19 protein-coding genes are annotated in these 20,014 nt (G+C 42.1%); 15 read left to right on the forward strand and 4 right to left on the reverse strand.

Features of this window, described 5'->3' with window-relative positions:
• Positions 1–134 precede the first annotated feature (134 nt).
• The 4 genes from Q0791_RS17930 to hslR all read right to left on the reverse strand — a co-directional run bounded on the left by Q0791_RS17930 (position 135) and on the right by hslR (position 4,318).
• Positions 135–1,130: a cytochrome-c peroxidase gene (locus Q0791_RS17930; protein WP_299009342.1), complete on the reverse strand. Its 996-nt coding sequence runs from the start codon at positions 1,128–1,130 to the stop codon at positions 135–137.
• Positions 1,131–1,330: 200 nt separating this feature from the next.
• Positions 1,331–2,872: a phosphoenolpyruvate carboxykinase gene (locus tag Q0791_RS17935; protein WP_299009345.1), complete on the reverse strand. Its 1,542-nt coding sequence runs from the start codon at positions 2,870–2,872 to the stop codon at positions 1,331–1,333.
• A gap of 162 nt (positions 2,873–3,034) precedes the next feature.
• Positions 3,035–3,895 carry an Hsp33 family molecular chaperone HslO gene (hslO, locus tag Q0791_RS17940; RefSeq protein ID WP_299009347.1) on the reverse strand — a complete coding sequence of 287 codons (861 nt, stop codon included), beginning with the start codon at positions 3,893–3,895 and terminating at the stop codon, positions 3,035–3,037.
• A 24-nt stretch (positions 3,896–3,919) separates the two neighbouring features.
• Positions 3,920–4,318 carry a ribosome-associated heat shock protein Hsp15 gene (hslR, locus tag Q0791_RS17945; protein ID WP_299009350.1) on the reverse strand — a complete coding sequence of 133 codons (399 nt, stop codon included), beginning with the start codon at positions 4,316–4,318 and terminating at the stop codon, positions 3,920–3,922.
• A gap of 275 nt (positions 4,319–4,593) precedes the next feature.
• Between hslR and gspC the strand changes: the two genes are divergently transcribed.
• The 15 genes from gspC to Q0791_RS18020 all read left to right on the forward strand — a co-directional run bounded on the left by gspC (position 4,594) and on the right by Q0791_RS18020 (position 20,014).
• Positions 4,594–5,511 (forward strand): type II secretion system protein GspC, encoded by a 918-nt coding sequence (gene gspC, locus Q0791_RS17950; protein ID WP_299009353.1) that lies wholly within the window; start codon positions 4,594–4,596, stop codon positions 5,509–5,511.
• Positions 5,512–5,708: 197 nt separating this feature from the next.
• A complete protein-coding gene (gspD, locus tag Q0791_RS17955; protein WP_299009404.1) occupies positions 5,709–7,913 on the forward strand; it encodes a type II secretion system secretin GspD in 2,205 nt (734 codons plus the stop codon).
• Positions 7,885–9,456 (forward strand): type II secretion system ATPase GspE, encoded by a 1,572-nt coding sequence (gene gspE, locus Q0791_RS17960; RefSeq protein ID WP_299009406.1) that lies wholly within the window; start codon positions 7,885–7,887, stop codon positions 9,454–9,456. The genes gspD and gspE overlap by 29 nt, the downstream gene beginning before the upstream one ends.
• Positions 9,457–9,459: 3 nt before the next feature.
• Positions 9,460–10,683, forward strand: coding sequence for a type II secretion system inner membrane protein GspF (gene gspF, locus Q0791_RS17965; RefSeq protein ID WP_299009355.1), 1,224 nt, complete (start codon positions 9,460–9,462; stop codon positions 10,681–10,683).
• A 62-nt stretch (positions 10,684–10,745) separates the two neighbouring features.
• Positions 10,746–11,180: a type II secretion system major pseudopilin GspG gene (gene gspG, locus Q0791_RS17970; protein WP_299009358.1), complete on the forward strand. Its 435-nt coding sequence runs from the start codon at positions 10,746–10,748 to the stop codon at positions 11,178–11,180.
• 1 nt (position 11,181) lies between these two features.
• Positions 11,182–11,763 carry a type II secretion system minor pseudopilin GspH gene (gene gspH / locus Q0791_RS17975; RefSeq protein ID WP_299009361.1) on the forward strand — a complete coding sequence of 194 codons (582 nt, stop codon included), beginning with the start codon at positions 11,182–11,184 and terminating at the stop codon, positions 11,761–11,763.
• A 120-nt stretch (positions 11,764–11,883) separates the two neighbouring features.
• Positions 11,884–12,306 (forward strand): type II secretion system minor pseudopilin GspI, encoded by a 423-nt coding sequence (gene gspI, locus Q0791_RS17980; RefSeq protein WP_299009364.1) that lies wholly within the window; start codon positions 11,884–11,886, stop codon positions 12,304–12,306.
• Positions 12,257–12,979: a type II secretion system minor pseudopilin GspJ gene (gene gspJ / locus Q0791_RS17985; protein WP_299009367.1), complete on the forward strand. Its 723-nt coding sequence runs from the start codon at positions 12,257–12,259 to the stop codon at positions 12,977–12,979. Before gspI ends, gspJ begins: the two co-directional genes overlap by 50 nt.
• 5 nt (positions 12,980–12,984) lie before the next feature.
• Positions 12,985–14,097 (forward strand): type II secretion system minor pseudopilin GspK, encoded by a 1,113-nt coding sequence (gene gspK / locus Q0791_RS17990; protein ID WP_299009370.1) that lies wholly within the window; start codon positions 12,985–12,987, stop codon positions 14,095–14,097.
• Positions 14,094–15,311: a type II secretion system protein GspL gene (gene gspL, locus Q0791_RS17995; RefSeq protein WP_299009373.1), complete on the forward strand. Its 1,218-nt coding sequence runs from the start codon at positions 14,094–14,096 to the stop codon at positions 15,309–15,311. Before gspK ends, gspL begins: the two co-directional genes overlap by 4 nt.
• 1 nt (position 15,312) lies before the next feature.
• Complete coding sequence (locus Q0791_RS18000) at positions 15,313–15,789, forward strand: type II secretion system protein M (RefSeq protein ID WP_299009375.1); 477 nt, start codon at positions 15,313–15,315, stop codon at positions 15,787–15,789.
• Positions 15,790–15,798: 9 nt separating this feature from the next.
• Positions 15,799–16,560 carry a type II secretion system protein N gene (locus tag Q0791_RS18005; RefSeq protein WP_299009378.1) on the forward strand — a complete coding sequence of 254 codons (762 nt, stop codon included), beginning with the start codon at positions 15,799–15,801 and terminating at the stop codon, positions 16,558–16,560.
• A gap of 195 nt (positions 16,561–16,755) precedes the next feature.
• Positions 16,756–17,310, forward strand: a complete 555-nt coding sequence (gene nudE / locus Q0791_RS18010) for an ADP compounds hydrolase NudE (protein ID WP_299009381.1) — start codon at positions 16,756–16,758, stop codon at positions 17,308–17,310.
• A 68-nt stretch (positions 17,311–17,378) separates the two neighbouring features.
• The gene (gene cysQ, locus Q0791_RS18015; RefSeq protein WP_299009384.1) at positions 17,379–18,188 is read left to right on the forward strand and encodes a 3'(2'),5'-bisphosphate nucleotidase CysQ; all 810 of its coding nucleotides are present in this window, start codon (positions 17,379–17,381) and stop codon (positions 18,186–18,188) included.
• Between the two features lie 122 nt (positions 18,189–18,310).
• Entirely contained in the window at positions 18,311–20,014 is a 1,704-nt protein-coding gene (locus tag Q0791_RS18020) for an MFS transporter (RefSeq protein WP_299009387.1), read from the forward strand.

Consider the following 20,014-nt stretch of genomic DNA (forward strand, 5'->3'; position numbering starts at 1 on the left):
CCAATCGAAGGGAGGTCAAACATAGGCCAAGAACTTACTCCCTAAAATTATATTAGCTCTTAACTGACCAGTATTAGACCCTATGTGAGTTGAATTTATTTAGAGACACTCAGTGAGCAGTGTCTCTTTAGTCATTACAAAATGAAAGGAGTGGGTCTTGGAGTGTCCTTATTTGATGGAGGTAAAATGGGTAAGGTGATTTGGGGTTGGTCACCTGTGAGCGTTTCTAAAAATTTAACCACATCGTCCGTGTCTTTTTGAGAGAGCTTTTTACCTAATTGAATATCTGCCATGACAGTAACGGCCTCTTCTAATGTCCAAACACTACCATCATGAAAATAGGGGTAGGTGAGTGCAATATTTCTTAAGGTGGGAACTTTAAAGACATTTCTATCGCTGACTTTTCCCGTTAATGCTTGGCGTCCAATGGCCGGATTACTGGTATTGAAGGGTTTAACAAGCCCCATTTTCATGTACATATTGTTGCCTACAGCAGGGCCATTATGGCAATTAATGCAGCCTACTTCTTTAAATATACGATAGCCATTAGCGGCATCAGTGGATATCGCTTTTTGGTTACCCAGTAAATATTGATCAAATGGGCTATTGGGCGTTACCAGAGTTTCTTCAAAAGTCGCAATGGCATCTGTGATAGAGTCAATATTAATGGTTTTATCGTTAAATATTTTTGCAAATAACGCTTGATATTCTGGAATCGAAGCAATGGTTGTGACCGCCAGTGAATGGCTTGATCCCATTTCTTTTGGATTGGAGATGGGCCCTCCAGCTTGCTCTTTTAGATCTTTGGCTCGTCCATCCCAGAATTGCGCAATGTTATAGCGGGAGTTGAGAACCGTGGGAGAGTTGATTGGACCTTGTTGCCATTGATCACCGATAGATGTTGCTAAAGAATCGACACCTGCAGTGGCTAAGTTATGGCAAGAATTACAGGAGATATAGCCTGATTTTGATAATCTGGGATCAAAATATAACATTTTCCCTAGTTTAACTTTATTTGAATCGTGAATTTGAACAGGTTCAATAATACTGATGGGTTCTTGTGCAAAGCTTGAAGGTGTTAAAAAGAGTGCTGTGCCCATTGATAAAATGAGTCTTAGAAGTTGTTTCATATATGCTCACATTCTTGTTGATGAAATAAAATTCCCTATTCTCATATGCTAATTTTCAATGGGATGATATTGAAATACGACAAAACAAATGATTGTATGAGAAATTAGCTTTTGAAATCTTATTATCAAAAGCTAATCTCCCTTATTTCTGTATAGCGTCTGTGCTAAGTTATTCTGTTGTAAAGTTTAATGGGAGTGACTCATAGATTAGGTCCCGCATTGCGTATTTCTTCTGATACTTGATATTGTTTAAAGTTATTCTGAAAATTAACGGCTAAAGCATGTTCAAATTCTGCATATTGTGCCTTGTCTTTCCAAGTTTCGATAGGATTTAATAATTGTTTGTCAACACCTGGCACTGACAAGGGGATGTGCAAATTCAATTTTTTTAAGTGCTGAGTTTCAGTTTCTTTAAGCTCACCACTGACAATGGCATCAATAATGGCTCTGGTGGTTGGAATGTCGAAACGTTGACCTACACCATGAGGACCGCCTGTCCAACCTGTGTTAACAAGGTAAACTTGGCTACCAAATGATTCTATTCTTTCCATTAATAACTCGGCATAAACACTGGCAGGTCTAGGAAAGAATGGCGCACCAAAACAGGTTGAAAATGTCGATTGTATTGCAGAGGTCGATCCCATTTCAGTTGAGCCGACTTTGGCGGTGTAGCCGGAAAGAAAATGATAGGCAGCTTGTGCTTTTGTTAGCTTAGATACTGGGGGTAACACGCCTGAGACATCACAGGTTAGAAAAACCACGGCATGGGGCTCGTTGCCTCTGTTTTCTAATTTTCGTTGCTCAACATGCTCAAGTGGGTACGCAACACGAGTGTTTTCGGTTAGGCTACTGTCGTGATAATTGGGGGTTTTGTTTTCATCCAGTACCACGTTTTCAAGTACGGCGCCGTGACGGATCGCATTCCAAATAACAGGTTCATTTTTTTGGCTTAAATTGATGCATTTTGCATAGCAACCGCCTTCGATATTAAAGACACCTTCAGTGCCCCAGCCATGTTCATCATCACCAATCAGTAATCGCTTAGGATCGGCTGATAGCGTTGTTTTGCCTGTGCCTGATAATCCAAAAAATAAAGTAGTATCTCCCTGATGTCCCACATTTGCCGAGCAGTGCATGGGTAAGATCTTGTGTTCTGTAAGTAGAAAATTTTGCACCGAAAACATGGATTTTTTCATTTCACCGGCATATTTCAAACCTGCGAGTAATATTTTTCGCTCTGCAAAATTAATGATGACAACGGCATTTGAATGTGTTTTATCTCTTTTAGGGTCGCATGTGAAACCAGGGGCATTTATAATTTCCCAAACGGGTTTGTTTTGCGCATTGAACTGATCAGGCACAATGAAGAGATTACGTGCAAAGAGTTGATGCCAAGCATATTCGGTGGTGACTTTAATGGGCTGATAATGAGAAGGATCAGCGCCGACTTCTAAGTCAGACACAAACACTTCTTTGTCACTTAAATAGGATTCGACTCTTTTCCAGAGAGCTTCAAAGGCTTTTGCATCAAAGGGGCGATTGACTTTTCCCCAATCAATATCATGTTCGGTAGAGGGCTCTTTGACAATGAACCTATCGTTAGGAGAGCGGCCTGTACGTGAGCCTGTTTTAGCGATAATCGCGCCTGTTGATGTGAGCTCTCCTTCATCGCGTTTGAGTGCTAAATCAATGAGTGCTTGTGTTGAGAGGTTAAGGTGTTTGCGGTTGATTCCGTCCGCCATAGGGTTCATCTCCGTTTGTGATACAAGAATATACTGATCTTTGTTGTCAGTTTATGGTCAAAATTGATTGTAACTTAGGCGATGGGTAATAGGTGAGCAGAAATTGCAAAAAGGTGATAAAAGGCACAATGAATATGCCTTTTATTTCAATGGGATTATTTTTTACTGTTTATTTTCAGTATATTGACTATCAGAAAAGATACCTTCAACATCAATGCTGTCAAATATGTATTGCGTGTTGCAATATTCGCATCCTAGCTCAATTTTGCCTTGTTCTTTGAGAATGTCATCAATTTCACTTTTAGCAATGCTACGAATAGCCTTTGCGCTTCTCTCTTTAGAACAGCGGCAATTAAAGCTCACCCTCATGGGCTCAAAGAGCCTAATGTCTTCTTCGTGATATAAACGATGTAAAATCGTTTGAGTATCGAGTGAGAAGAGCTCATTTGCTTTAATCGTATCGGTTATCATGCTTAGATGCTCAAAGGCATCATTTTGCTCTGTTTCGCTGGGAAGAACTTGTAACAACATACCTGCGGCATTTTTCCCATTGGCAAACAGCCACGCTTTGGTGGGTAATTGTTCAGACTGGGAGAAATATTCTTCGAGACATTGGCTTAACGTAGGTTTGTTCAATGCCACGACACCTTGATAGCGCTCACCTTCTTTGGGAGTGAGGGTAATTACCATGTGCCCTTGACCAAAAAGTTGTTGTAAATCGTCACTATCAGGAAGCGCTTTATCGAACCGAGCCACACCTCTTAACTCTTGCTTATCATCACCATTGATGACAGCTAATGAAACAGGGCCATTGCCTTGAAGTTGAACACTAATGTCGCCTTCAAATTTTAGCGTAGAAGTTAATAATGATGTGGCCGACATTAATTGCCCTAGTAGATTTTGAATGGCTACAGGGTAAGGGTGTGCGGCTAAGATCGCTTGGTAACTTTCTTCAAGTTGTACTATTTGACCTCTAACATCCACATTCTCAAATAGATAGCGATGTAATGTATCTTTATTCATTCTACAATCTCTTTTCTTTATCAATTAACTTTCTTTAAAACGTATCAGTTGGCGACGCTGTTTTTTATCTGGCTTTTGTGCGGGGGCTGGGTTGTTAAGAATATTTAATCTTCTTGCTTCCGCATAGGTTTTACGTTTAGCTGTGCTCTCTGGTGTTTCTGTATACAAGGTTTGAGCGATGGCAGCTTTTTGTCGATTTTCAGAGAGTTGAACGACAATAACTTCTTTTTCGTCAAAACCTTGTCTTAATTTAATTTTTGCTCCAATTTCCACCATTTTGCTAGACTTGGTTCGTTGGCCGTTGTAATGAACTTTGCCGCCATTGATCATGTCTTTAGCTATGGCTCTGGTTTTATAAAATCGAGCAGCCCAAAGCCATTTATCTAAGCGAACTTGGCATTCTTTTTTATTTATTTCTAACATAAGGTATCAAAATGTATTTAAAGTCATGTAAAATAAGGGGAAATAATGATTTAGCTGACGGCGTATAGTATTGGGTGTTTAAAATGTCAGCATTTTAAATGTTTTTTGCACCTGTATTAAGACTGTCAAGGTAGCATATTTGAACGTTTTCCGCCAATATTGCTCGAGTTATGGGCTTGTTGCTGTTTACTGTCTAGGTTAGCATGGTGGATTAGTTGCTAAATTAACGTAAACAGAGCCGAGGCCAATTAATAAGAGAGAGGGTCCAATTAATTATGGATTTACTAGATACGATTTTTACAAAAGTAGCGAAGATACCTCAACGGCCACTTAATAATATCATTTTTTGGTCTGGCATGTTATTGAGCTTGTCTTTGCTGGCACAAATTACGTGGAAAATGGTACCCAGCACAAGCTCGGCGGTCAAGTGGCAACCTATTCCTGTGGAGATCAGTCGTGCAGGTAAAGTTAATGTTAAAGATATTGAGAATTTATCATTATTTGGTCAATATAAAGCTGAGGCGAAAGATAAACCAAAAGAAAATGTTGTTGAGCAGATAACGGATGCACCTAAAACAAGCTTATCGATTCAATTGACGGGGGTAGTCGCTTCAACAAAAGAGCAGCAAGGCTTAGCGGTTATCGCCTCAAGTGGTGGGCAAGAGACCTACAGTTTGGGAGATAAAATTAAAGGGACATCAGCTTCTCTTAAAGAGGTTTATGCCGATCGCATCATTATTACGAATAATGGTCGCTATGAAACTTTGATGCTTGATGGTTTAAAGTATGAAGCGCAAGGGCAAGCGAATAAACAGCTACAAAAAGCGAAAACCAGCAATGATGTTCGAAAAATTGATCATAGGACGAATAGGGCGGTTTCTCAAAAGTTGAAAACATCTCGAGATGAGTTAGTTTCCGATCCTGGAAAGATCACTGACTATTTATCTATCTCACCCGTTAGAAAAGGAGGGGAGCTTCAAGGTTATCGTCTCAATCCTGGAAAAGATCGGGCTTTATTTAAAGAATCTGGATTGAAACCCAATGATTTAGCGAAGTCGATCAATGGTTATGATCTAACCGATATGGGGCAAGCACTAGAAGTCATGTCCTCTTTGCCAGAATTAACGGAAATGTCTTTAATGGTAGAGAGAAATGGGCAATTAATTGAGATTATGTTTAGTCTACCCCAATAAAAAAGAGATCAATTTTAAAGAGTAAACAATATTTCATGCTCGATTAATGAAGATTATAATAGATAACACTTGTATTAAAAGATAACACATTTTTGTGCGTTCAAATGGAAAGTGTAAGCATTTTTTTGGTGCTTTTTGGTCATTTGACAAGGTATTTTGAACGCTCGCTTAGAAAGATTTTCAGGGGAAGGTCGATGATAAATAAGATGAATATTAAGCGAAGCTTAGTCGCTGGGCTGGTTATGGGTGCAGCATTGTTAACACCATCGCTTGCGTGGTCTGAACAATTTGCAGCAAATTTTAAAGGCGCAGATATTGAAGAGTTTATCAATATTGTTGGCAAGAACCTGAATAAAACCATTATTGTTGATCCTACTGTGCGCGGAAAAATTAATGTTCGCAGTTATGACTTACTGGACGAAGAGCAGTATTATCAATTTTTCTTGAATGTATTGCAGGTGTATGGTTATGCCGCCGTTCAAGTTGAAAACAATATAATTAAAGTCATCAAAGATAAAGATGCTAAAACCGCCGCGATTAGGGTTGCTGATGATGCATCGCCGGGAATGGGCGATGAGATGGTGACTCGAGTGGTGCCTTTATATAATACTGAGGCGAAATTATTGGCGCCCTTGTTACGCCAGCTGAATGATAATGCCGGTGGCGGTAATGTGGTTAATTACGACCAGTCGAATGTATTGATGATTACGGGTCGTGCCGCTGTTGTGAATAAACTTGTAGATATCGTGCACCGTGTCGATAAACAAGGTGATACAACGGTTGAAGTAGTGAATTTAAAATTTGCTTCAGCCAGTGAAATGGTGCGGATTATTGAGAGTTTATATCGCACAACAGGTAATCAGGCGCAATTACCTGGTCAAGCGCCTAAAGTGGTTGCGGATGAGCGTTTAAATTCGATTGTGGTCAGTGGCGATGAAAAAAGCCGTGAACGCGTAGTGGCCTTGATTAGACAATTAGATGCGGATCAAGCGACAACCGGTAATATTAAAGTGCGTTATTTGCGCTATGCCAAGGCGGAAGATCTGGTGGAAGTCTTAACGGGCTTTGCGCAAAAATTGGCCGACGAAAAGTCTAAAACTAAATCCAGTGCGGGCAGCAGCCAGCGCCGTAATGATATTAACATCATGGCTCACACTGATACGAACGCATTGGTGATCAGTGCTGAGCCTGATCAAATGCGAACACTTGAGAATGTGATCGATCAGCTGGATATTCGCCGTGCACAAGTGCTGGTCGAGGCCATCATTGTTGAGGTTGCCGAAGGGGATAATGTGGGCTTTGGTATACAAATGGCCAGCGCCTTGGGTGGAGGTACCCAGTTTAATAACATAGGCCCAACCATAGGGGAAATAGGTGCCGGTGTGTGGGATGCGCAGCCTGTTGCAGCGACCAATACCTGTTCTACTGCTGATGGCACCACAACATGTACGACCAATGAAGATACTCTAGGTGATATCACTACGTTAGCGACAGCGTTAGCCAAAGTCAATGGCATGGCATGGGGCTTGGCGGCAGGGGATTTTGGTGCTTTGGTACAAGCGGTGTCCAGTGATACGACATCTAATGTGCTGGCGACCCCTTCAATTACCACCCTTGATAACCAAGAGGCGTCATTTATAGTCGGTGATGAAGTGCCTGTGATAACTGGCTCTACTGCGAGTTCTGATAACAGTAATCCGTTTCAGTCCGTTGAGCGTAAAGAGGTGGGTGTCAAACTCAAAGTGACGCCATTAGTGAATGAAGGCACTTCGGTGAAACTCATTATCGAGCAAGAAGTGTCTGGCGTGAACGGCACGACCAGTGTGGATGTCACCTTTTCAACGCGGCGTTTAACCACCACTGTCATGGCGGATTCCGGTGAAATTGTTGTCTTGGGAGGGTTAATTAACGAAGAAGTTCAAGAAAGTGTGCAAAAAGTGCCTTTCTTAGGGGATATTCCTTGGCTTGGACAATTATTTAGATCTTCATCAAGTAAGAAAACCAAGAAGAACTTGATGGTGTTTATCAAGCCGACCATTATTCGTGATGGCATGACAATGCAAGGGATCTCTGGGCGTAAGTACAATTACTTTAGAGCCTTGCAGTTAGAGCAAGATGATAAAGGCATTAACTTAATGCCAAACAGTAATGTGCCAGTGTTGCCTGAATGGAGTATGAGTGAGCATGTTGGCCCTGAGGTCAATGAAATATTAGAGCGTTATAAACAAGGTCAAGGGCTAGATACTCGTATGCGTGAGACGAATTCGACCTTAAAGACCATTACCGAGAACAAAGAGAAAGATAAGCAAGAGGCGGCCGCTGAAGCTGAGGCAAGAATAAAAGCGGCTCAAGAAGCAGTTGATGCTGAGCAAAGTGGATCAGGTGGAAGTAATGCAAACTGAAGAGTTAATGCAGGCGACAAATGAGCTTGAAATGTCGGTTGAGACCGAAGTCGATGAAGTGCTTTATGCTGAAAATAAAGAGCGGTTATCTTTTGCTTTTGCTAATCGTTTTAGTTTGGTATTAGATAAAGCGGAAGAGGGGGAATTAACCTTATACCATGTCGCGTCGACGCCCTTTGAGGCATTATTGGAAGCGAGACGTTATGTGGGGAAAGATCTTCCCCTGACTTTGCTGGAAGACAGCGAGTTTGAAGCCAAATTAACTCAGGCTTATCAGACCAATTCATCAGAAGCGCAGCAAATGATGGAAGATATTGGTAATGAGATGGACTTGTTTACCTTAGCCGAGGAGCTACCGCAAACCGAAGACTTGCTTGAGGGGGACGATGACGCCCCTATCATTAAATTGATCAATGCCCTCTTGTCTGAGGCGATCAAAGAAGAAGCTTCAGATATCCATATTGAAACCTATGAAAAACAGTTAATTGTTCGATTTAGGGTAGATGGTGTCTTAAAGGAAGTGCTCAAGCCTAATCGTAAACTATCGTCCTTGTTGGTGTCGCGTATTAAGGTCATGGCACGCCTTGATATTGCTGAGAAGCGTGTGCCCCAAGATGGTCGTATCTCTTTGCGTATTGGTGGCCGCGCAGTGGACGTGCGGGTATCCACTATGCCCTCGAGTCACGGTGAACGTGTGGTGCTGCGTTTACTGGATAAAAATGCGGGCAATTTAAACTTAGTCCAGTTAGGCATGACAGAAAATGTTCGCGTGCATTTTGATGATTTGATCAGGCGTCCTCACGGTATTATTCTGGTGACGGGACCAACCGGATCGGGAAAAAGTACCACGCTTTATGCGGGGTTGACGGACATTAATTCTGTCGACACTAACATTTTAACCGTCGAAGATCCCATCGAATATGAGTTAGAAGGCATTGGGCAAACACAAGTGAATACTAAAGTCGATATGACTTTTGCTCGTGGCTTAAGAGCGATTTTGCGTCAAGATCCCGATGTGGTTATGATCGGGGAAATTCGTGATTTAGAAACGGCGCAAATAGCGGTGCAAGCCTCACTGACGGGGCATATGGTGATTTCAACCTTGCATACCAATACGGCAGCAGGCGCCATTACCCGTTTACAAGATATGGGGGTGGAGCCTTTTCTGGTATCATCCAGTTTATTAGGCGTATTGGCGCAAAGGTTGATCCGTACTTTGTGCAGTGAGTGTAAAGAAGAGCACCTACCCGATGAGCGAGAACGTCAATTATTGGGTATTGAGATCAGCGAGACACAAACCATTTTTAGAGCGACAGGCTGTAAAGCTTGTGGTCATAATGGGTATCGAGGGCGAACCGGTATTCATGAGTTATTGACGGTTGACGATCATGTGCGTGGGCTTATTCATGATGGCCGCGGTGAGCTGGCTATTGAAAAACACATTCGTAAAACGGTACCTAGTATTCGTATGGATGGCATGCGAAAAGTCCTTGAAGGTAAAACCACACTTGAAGAAGTGTTACGTGTCACGCGCGAGGAGTAATCAATGCCAGCATTTGAATATAAGGCACTAGATAGTAAGGGCAAACAGCAAAAAGGGGTGGTAGAAGCCGATACTCCTAAGCATGCCCGTTCACTCTTACGTGAATTACGCTTGATGCCATTAGAGATCACAGCCGTTGCTGAAAAGGAAGCCAAGCAAAAATCAAAGGGGGTAACCTTATTTAAACGAGGGATCCCAGTGGCTGAATTAGCTTTGATCACTCGGCAAATATCAACGTTAGTTGCGGCGGGACTGCCCATTGAAGAAGCGTTAAAAGCGGTTGGCCAACAATGTGAAAAAGACAGGCTAGCCAGTATGGTGATGGCGGTGCGTTCTCGCGTAGTGGAAGGCTATACTTTTGCCGATTCTCTGGCAGAGTTTTCCCATATTTTTGATGATCTGTACCGTGCCATGGTGGCGTCAGGTGAAAAATCGGGTCACTTGGATGTGGTATTGAATCGCTTAGCGGATTATACCGAACGTCGCCAGCAACTGAAGAATAAAATGATGCAAGCCATGATTTATCCTGTGGTGTTAACGGTTGTAGCCATTGGCGTTATTTCGATTTTATTGGCTGCTGTGGTGCCACAAGTCGTGGGGCAGTTTCAACATATGGGACAAGCATTACCTTGGACGACGGAGCTGCTGATTTCATCCTCTGATTTTATTCGTGACTACGGCCTGTTAGTATTAGGGGGGCTGATAGGTTTTCTGGTGATCGCAAAAAGGTTATTACGCAATGACAAAAATCGTATGATATACGACTCTTGGTTATTGCGATTACCCGTTGTGAGCAAGGTGAGTAAGAGTCTCAATACGGCGCGTTTTGCAAGAACATTGAGTATTTTGACGGCCAGTTCGGTGCCTTTATTGGATGCCATGCGCATTGCCAGTGACGTATTGATCAATGTGAGGGTCAAGCAGGCAGTTGAAGAGGCCACAGCGCGGGTACGCGAAGGAACGGGATTGGGAACCGCACTCGGTAATACGAAACTTTTTCCACCTATGATGCTCTATATGATCGCATCGGGTGAAAAAAGTGGTGAGCTTGAGAATATGTTAGAGCGGGCTGCCGATACACAAGATAGAGAGTTTGAATCTAATGTGAATCTTGCCTTAGGTGTTTTTGAGCCTGTGCTGGTTGTGAGTATGGCCGTGATAGTCTTGTTTATTGTTTTGGCTATTTTGCAACCTATTTTAGAGCTCAACAACATGGTGAGCCAATAAGTTAAATTAAGTAAGTGATTAATGGTGAGACGTTAATCGCACAATTTTTGAGGAAGTTGTTCATGCAAAAACAAAATAAGCAAAAAGGTTTTACCCTTTTAGAGGTCATGGTGGTTATCGTGATCTTGGGGATCCTTGCTTCTATGGTTGTTCCTAATTTGATGGGAAACAAAGATAAAGCGGATCAGCAAAAAGCCGTATCTGATATTGTTGCTCTAGAAAATGCGTTAGATATGTATAAGCTAGATAACAGTGTGTATCCGACTACAGAGCAAGGTTTGGAAGCTTTAGTACAAAAGCCGACGATTTCACCTGAGCCTCGTAATTATCGTTCAGGTGGGTATTTAAAGCGTTTACCGCAAGATCCATGGCGTAATGATTACATGTTGTTGAGTCCAGGCGAGCATGGAAAAATTGATGTCTTTAGTGCAGGTCCTGATGGCCAGGCGGGTACGGAAGATGATATTGGTAACTGGAATTTACAGCAGTATCAATAAGATGACTAGGTTGCGCCAAAAAGGCTTCACCTTAATGGAGGTGCTGCTGGTTGTGTTGCTGATGGGGCTTGCCGCGGCGGCGGTGACCCTGAGCATGGGGGGGGCAGGTAAAGACAGCGCTCTAGAAAAAACGGCGCAACAATTTATGCAATCGGTTGATTTAGTGCTAGATGAAACGGTAATGAGTGGCGATTTTGTGGGTATTGTCGTGGAGCCCGATCATTACCAGTTTGTGATCTATGACGAAGGTAAATGGCAGCCTTTAAAGAATGATCGATTATTGAGTGAGCGCGAGATGCCCTCAGGTGTGGACATGTCCTTGGTTGTTGAAGGGCTTCCTTTAGTGCAAGAGGATGAGGAAAAATCCAGTTCATTTACTGACGATGGTCCGTTCATTGAAAAAACGGATGAAGAAAAGAAAAAATTTCCTGATCCACAAATTTTGCTTTTTCCCAGCGGTGAAATGTCAGCGTTTGAATTGACATTTGCTGGTCGAAATGATTCAAATCAGTATATCGATGTTAAAGTCATTGGTGATCCCTTAGGTCGCCTTAGGTTAAGTCGGAACGATGATGACAAATAACTTTTGCTCATTGTTCCCTTGTATTGCTAACTGGTGTATTGCTAACTGGCACCAGTGGCCTAGGTTAGTGGCAGTGAGGACTAACCTTGTTTTGTTTCGTTATTATTTTACTGGGAGAACATGATGAGAATAGGTCAGTCAGTGCCCAGTAAAATGAAGGGAATGACATTACTTGAAGTCATTGTGGCTTTAGCCGTGTTTTCCATTGCGGCCATTGCTATTACAAAGAGTCTTAGTGAACTGATCAGTAATATGCCCATTTTAGAAGAGCGAACACTTGCTCAGTGGGTAGTAGACAATCAATTGGTTGATATGAGGCTAAGTCCGACGTTTCCTGATGTGGGGCGCACCGATGGGCAAACGCAATTAGCGGGAAAAGATTGGTATTGGCGTCAGCAAGTCATTAAAACCGATGATGATAATTTTCGATTGGTGAAGGTAAGTGTCAGTGATAATGATAATTTCAAACGCACTATCGCAGAAGTGAGTACTTATGTCTTTAATGATGCAAGTGACAGCAGTGGCTCAGATGAATCGAAATAATCGTAATCAAGGTTTTACCTTGCTTGAAATGCTTATCGCCATTGCGATATTCGCCATGATTGGATTAGCATCCAATACGGTTTTACATACTGTGATGCTCAATGATGAAAGCACACGGGATTTTTCTGCAAAATTAAAAGCCTTACAGCAAGGTTTTGGCATCATTGCTAGGGACTTTGAGCAGATGGTTCCTCGCACACCCAGAACATTTGAAGGGGGCAGAGCCAGTACGGTTTTTCAAACGGGCAGTGATGTTTTAGATTCCGACCCTGGATCTGAAGCTATGGTTTTTTTCCATTTAGGCTGGTTAAATCCTAATGGTATGTTACCAAGAGGCACATTACAGTCAGTTGCCTATGTCGTTAAAGAAGGGAGTTTAGAGCGTTGGTACTATCCTTATCCTGATCCTATCATGGGGGCTGAACCCATTAAAACGGTGATCATGAAAAAGGTGATCTCCGTTGAATATTCTTTTTTTGTAGACGGTAAATGGCAACGAAAAGTGGATGCCAGCACTTTGCCACAAGCGATTAGTATGCAAATTGAAATTGAAGGCTTAGGCAAAGTGATACGAAAATTTTTACTTGTCGATGCTTCGCCTGAATCGGATGGTTCTTCAGATAGCTCAAGCTCAAGCAGTAGCAGCTCAGACTCGTCGAGCACAGAGGATTAGCCTTTATGATTATGTTTCATCGTCAATTCTCATTGAAGGCTGCTAGGCAACAAGGTGTGGCGCTCATTGTTGTCTTATTGATCATTGCGATGATTGCCATTGTGGCGACTAACATCACTAGCCTTAATCAATTATCGGTTAGGCGTACGATAAATATGACTCAGTACGATCAAGCTTATTGGTATGCCTTATCGGCCGAAGAGTTGGCTAAAAAAATATTAGCTCAAGATTTTGAAGACGATGATGAGAGCGTTAATCTTCAGCAATACTGGGCTCAGTCAGATATGGTTTTCCCTGTAGAACTGGGCGAGATAGCAGGTGAAATTAAAGATATGCGATCTTGCTTTAATGTGAATGCATTATCTGTTAGTACTGAGGAAGATGCTAGCACGGGACAAACGAAAACGAGTTTACCTATGCAGCAATTTGCTGGGTTATTGGTTGCCATGGGAATGGATCAGTTTTCGGCAGATACTCTGGCTGCCACATTGAAAGACTATACAGATGAGGATACCACAACCAGTTCTTACGGCGCTGAAGATGCGGAATATGAGTCCAGAAGTGTGCCTTATCGAGCCGCGAATACTTTGCTGTTTGATAAGAGTGAGTTAAGGGCCATTATGGGCTTTACTCAAGATATTTATATGAGAATTGCGCCTTTTGTTTGCGCAATTCCTGGCAATGATCAACAAGTCTTGAATGTGAATACCATTAAGGTTGAAGAGGCGGCGCTATTGGCCGGTATGTTTGAAAATAAAATTTCTGTTGGTGAGGCGGAAGGTATTATTAACCAAAGGCCCGCAAATGGTTATGACTCCATTGATGATTTTTGGAGTAACTCATCGATCAGTAGCTTGAAAACATCAGATGAAGAGCTTGCGTCAAGTTTTGTTATCGATAGTGATTATTTTTTATTACGCGCAGGAGCCAAAGTTGATCGTGCGATATTTCGCTTAAAAAGCGTATTAATGAAAGGCTCGGATGACAAGTTGTCCGTGATTTCACGTCAGTTTGGTGATAGGAAAATTGCATTACCTGTGAAAGAAGATTCCAGCTCATTCTTAAGTGAAGAAGAAAAAAATGGAAGTTTCACAAAAGAACCGGAGAATAAAAAGTGAGCGAACGATTAGTTATTCGATTAGGGCAGGCTGCCGATGCTCCTTGTTTTTGGTTAGTTTGGTCAGAGCAAGCACAAGAGATCATTGCATCGGGGCAATTGAGCCATGTTGACGAGTTATCAACGTTAACGGAACGAGCCGGGCATCGACCCGTTGATATTTTAGTGCCCGCTTCGAGCATTACTTTAACCTCAGTGAATTTGCCTGAAGGTAATCAGCGGCAAGCCATTAAAGCCTTACCTTTCATGTTAGAGGAAAGCCTTGCACAAGATGTGGATGACCTACATTTTGTGGTGGGTAAGGCACAAGGCTCACAGTTGCCTGTTGGGGTAGTGTCTCATGAGCAAATGCAAACTTGGTTAGCTTGGCTCAATGATGCTCAACTGACTATTCAACGTATCGTGCCTGATTGTCTTGCGCTTCCGTTAGAAGAATGTCATTGGGCTGCAATGCAGTTTGAAGAAGAGTATTTATTAAGAACCGGTGAGAGTAGCGGCGTTGCGGTATCAAAGGCGTGGCTGCCGGTGGCGTTATCTCATTTGATTGCTGAGACGGATCAGGCTAAGGAGGAGGACGAAGCTGACCCCCTCACTGTGGCTGGGTATACAGAACTTGCACTCGATGGAGCAGAAATGCATCCTCAGCCACTTGAATTACCTATGCTAACATTAGCGAAAGGCTTGGCATCTGCGCCATTAGACTTATTGACGGGTCTATACAAACCTAAACGTGAATATGCGAAATACTTATCACTTTGGGGCAGTACTGCTATTTTGTTTGGCGTCTTGTTTGTGTTGGCATTGGTGAATAAAGGTTTGAATATTTATCAAATGGATACCAAAACACAGGCATTAAAAGCGCAAACGGTGGCAATCTATAAGCAAGTGGTACCGGGCAGTTCGCGGGTTGTTAATGTGCGTACGCAAATTGATAGTTATCTAAAAGGGTTAGAAGGTAATAGTCGAGGCAATAGTCAGTTCTTTTCTATGCTTGCTGGAATTGAAGGTGGTTTTTCTCAAGTGAAAGAATTAAAGCCTACTACTATGCGTTTTGATGGTGCGCGTAACGAGTTAAGAATGCAAGTGTCAGCCAAAAGCTATGCTCAAATAGAGAAGTTTAAAGACATAGTATCGCGATCTTATAGCTTAGATGCTGGAGCGATGAATAGTACTGAGTCTGCGGTGACGAGCACTCTAACGATAAAGGCGAAATAACATGGAAAACTTAAAAACATGGTGGCGAGGACTCGTGTTGCGTGAGCAGCAAATGGTCGTGGCTTGTGCTGTTGTTTTAGTGGTCGGTTTTATTTATTGGGGGGGTTGGACACCCATAGATAATGCTGAAATGGATGCCAAGCGAAACCTTATGGCTCAAGAGCAGACGTTGAATTATGTCAAGCAAAGGGCTAACCGCATTGCCGGGTTGAAGAAAGTGAGCGGCAATGGCAAGTTTAAAGGTAGCTTGAGTACAGTTGTGAACCAGATGGCGGCACACTATGAGCTTGAGATCACACGTATGCAGCCTCAAGGTAATAAAATCCAAGTTTGGATGAACGATGTGCCTTTTAATGCGTTACTGGATTATGTGAGCAACCTTGTTCAGGAAAAAGGTCTCTCCCTTGATAGCATTGATATTGCCGCGGTTGATAAACCAGGCTATGTCTCTGTTCGTCGTATTCAGTTCTCTTTGTAAGGTATTAATGTGAGTTTAACGAAGAAAATAATTATTGGTTTATTCATCTATCTGGCCTTTTTAATGGCGACCTTGCCTGCCAGTGTAGCCATGAAGTTTGTGACCTTACCTAAGGGCTTATCAGTATCTGGCTTATCCGGCACTGTGTGGTCGGGCAGTATCAATAATGTGACCTTTGAAGGGCGCCAACTTGACACTTTGAAGTGGGATTTGAGTCCATGGCGATTACTGTTAGGTCAAGCTCAAGTGAATTTTGCTCTAGGTGAGCGAAATACACCGATAAATGCAAAAGGTTTGGTTCGTGCTTCTTTTTCTGGAGTGTACTTGAAAGATTTTCGATTTGAAGCGCCAATCCCGACTTTACTCGGAAATAAAAAATTACCCCTTAGAACCCAAGTGGCTGGGGATGTGAGTCTCTTTCTCAATGAATTTGACTCAGGCGAAGCTTGGTGTCAAAGCTTATCGGGTACGGCGATAATTAACCAAGCCAAAGTGAATAATCAATTTGGTGATTATCCTTTGGGTGATGTCTCTTTTGCATTGAGCTGCGTTAATGGTGATATTCAGCTTAAAACCGATGAAAAGAACAATCGTCTCGGTTTAGTGGGCACTTTATTGCTACAAGATAAAAATCGTGTGGCCATTAATGCCAAAATGAAAGAAACAGCCGATCAACCTGCCGATCTTAAAAAAATGTTGAGTCAATTTGGCGCTAAGGACAGCAAAGGTTATTACAACCTAAATTACAAAGGCGCCATTCCAGGATTGTAGGGATCACTGTGATCCATTGATTCTACAAATATTGCAATTCTGACAGATGACAAAACGCCCACTTATTCTACGAATGAGTGGGCGTTTTGCTGTTTGATAAATACCTGGAGTATTTTGTCTAAAATTAAAGTTGTGGTTCAACTAGGTCGTAGTAAGATGATGTTCATAGAGGATAGATTATGAGCATGAAGCCCGATGAATAAAAAACAGGTGAAACCAAGGATATTAAGTACTCACACGGTTGCAAAGAGCCGCTTGTTTCATATTGAGCAAGTGGAGCTTCAATTCTCCAATGCTGCATGCCGACAATATGAAAGAATGAAAGGCAAAGGCCGAGGGGCCGTCATGGTTGTGCCTGTGCTGAATAATCAGCAATTTTTGTTGGGTCGTGAATATGCCGTGGGCACTGACAGTTATGAATTGGGCTTTTCAAAAGGCTTGATCGATCCCGGTGAGACTGCCATTGAGGCTGCTAATCGAGAATTACAAGAAGAAATTGGTTATGGAGCCAAAAAGCTGACTCATTTGATGGAGTTAAGCTTAGCGCCTAGTTATTTTTCCAGTAAAATGCAAATATTTCTCGCCGAAGACTTGTATGAAAACAAGTTAGAAGGCGATGAACCAGAGCCAATTGAGTTGGTGAAATGGCCACTTGAACATTGGCAAGACTTACTCCTTGAAAATGATTTTTCTGAATCACGTAGTGTTTGCGCCTTGTTTTTAGCGCAAAAGCATCTCAAGCTTAAGTAGACTATTCATGATGCTTATTTATTTTTAACCTATGCCATTTTTAACATTGTGGGCTGTTGGAGTCGTATATGAAGCCAGAACATTATATTGAGCAAGTTATCGATATAGCAAAGGATGCTGGAGAAACGATTAGGGATATTTATCAACGAGGCACATTTGAGCGTGAAATTAAATCAGATAATACGCCAGTGACCTCTGCTGATCTGGCTGCACATAATATTATTACATCGGCTTTGATGATCTTGACTCCCGATATTCCTATACTCTCTGAGGAAGATGCTGATATACCGCTTGAAAAACGATCTCATTGGCAGCGTTATTGGTTAGTGGATCCCCTTGATGGGACGGGGGAGTTTATTGCGGGCAGTGGTGATTTCTCTGTGATTATTGCTTTGGTTGAGCATAATCGACCGATAATGGGCGTGGTTTATGTGCCGATGACAGAAGTCTGTTATTACGCTATTGCGGGGTTAGGAGCTTATAAGCGTCATGGTGAAGTCGAAACGAGGATCCACAGTCGATTCATTGAAAATGATGATTCATCCTTGCGTTTAGCCGTGAGTCGAAGACAAGATCCACAGTCGGTGATTAAGTTGTTTCATCAACATAAGCATTGTGAGTTAGTCACTTTAGGCGGTGCGGCGTTAAAGAGTTGTTTAGTTGCTGAAGGTCGAGCCGATTGCTATGTACGTATCGGTCCCACAGGTGAGTGGGATACAGGAGCGGCACAGATCATTATCGAAGAAGCCGGTGGAGAGGTTATGGATTTAGAGTTGCAGCCTTTGTCCTATAATGAACGTGAAAGTTTAGAAAATCCTAATTTTATCGTGGTGGGCGCACCTCATTTAGAATGGGATAAAATTTTAATCGGAGAGTGACAGTTTATCGATGAGGTATTGTGCAGTGTTGAATGTTTTCTGTTATTTTCTCAATTTGGTATGAATTAGCGTAATACATAGTATGAAGGCTGGTGGTCTTGAGCCTGACAAGGAGTATCAATATGATTGTTACCCGCCGCTTTTTCCCCTATTTTGTGACGCAATGCTTAGGGGCGTTAAACGATAATTTGTTCAAAAATATTCTGCTGCTGATGGTGACATACTCCCAAGTTGATCACTTACCTATCAGTGTTAATTTGTTTGTTAATTTAGCCGCAGGCCTATTTATTCTGCCTTTCTTATTGTTCTCAGCCCATGCAGGTTTGATTGCGGATCATATTGATAAAGCATTACTGATCCGCAGGTTAAAGCTATTAGAAATTGTTCTTATGGCGTGTGCTATGGTGGCAATCTTAACCCATAGCTATTTAATTATGCTCTTGTTACTGTTTTTAATGGGGACACAATCTGCTTATTTTGGTCCGGTCAAGTACTCTATTTTACCTCGTGCATTATATGAGCATGAATTAGTTCGAGGTAATGCTTGGGTCGAGTTAGGGACTTTTATTGCTATTTTGGTTGGCACGCTTAGTGCGGGTCTGATTGTTGATTTTGATCCTCAAGGACGACTGTCGGCGGCTTTGGTGTTTACATTAGCGGTCATTGGCTATGTTGCCAGTGTCATGATCCCTTCTGTTCCCTCGATATCTGCTTACCAAAAAGTAAAATTTGCCCCTTTTTCTGGTGGTTGGACAATGATCAAGGAGGTAAAAAAACAACCTGCAATTTGGGCAAGTGTCATTGTGATCAGCTGGTTTTGGTTTTCAGGTGCGACTTACCTCACTCAGTTTCCTAACTTTTCAAAAGTTAATTTACAAGGTGATGCAACCCTTGTTTCCTTACTTTTGCTTTTGTTTTCCATGGGAATAGGTATTGGGTCACTCATTTGTGGACGACTGTCATTTGGACAGGTCGAATTGGGTATCACCTTATTGGGATTAATTGGGCTGACTGTATTTGGGCTAGATTTACCTTTGGCTGTGACCTCGCTTGAACCCCATTCAGGTATTGCTTACAGCGCAATGACTTTTATCACTCAAGGGGAGCATTATAGGGTCATATTTGATTTATTTATGATAGGGGTCAGTGGTGGATTATTCATTGTTCCTTTATATGCTTTTATTCAAGTTAAATCAAAAGAAGGGCATTGTGCTCAAGCGATAGCGGTGAATAATATTGCTAATGCTGTCTTTATGGTAGGCTCGGCAGTGCTTTCTATGGTCTTGTTGGGGGCATTTTCTTGGAGTATTTTGCAGCTGTTTACTCTGTTATCTGTATTGAATTTACTGGTGTTAATTTATCTTATTTGGGCCTTTCCTGGTTTTGTTTTTGCTTGTATAAGTTATGTGATCCGGCATTTGTATTTACGAGTTAAAGTCGAGGGGATTGAAAGATTAGTGGATGGTAGAGCGGTATTATTGGTTAACCGTGAGTTATCGGCACTGGAGCGTATGATCTTACAGGGAATGAGCGGACGGAAAATGTTTTTTGTCAGTGATAATCATCAGAATGAGAAGGGCTTTAATGCTTGGTTGTCTCGGCATTTACATTATATTGTCATATCGGAAGCATTAGAATCGGTCCAGCCCTCAATTGATGGCTTATTAATGCAGGATTTAGATGCTGGAGACTGGGTGGTGATTCAAGATGTTGAATTTCATGTCCTCTTTTCTGATATGAAAGTTCAACCAAAGCAGCTAAAGGTAACCTTCACGGCAGATGACATTCTTTCTTTTAGGAGCTTAGTCAAGGTGACTATTGCTTAG

This window comes from uncultured Shewanella sp. (assembly GCF_947495455.1).
Taxonomy (GTDB): Bacteria; Pseudomonadota; Gammaproteobacteria; order Enterobacterales; family Shewanellaceae; genus Shewanella.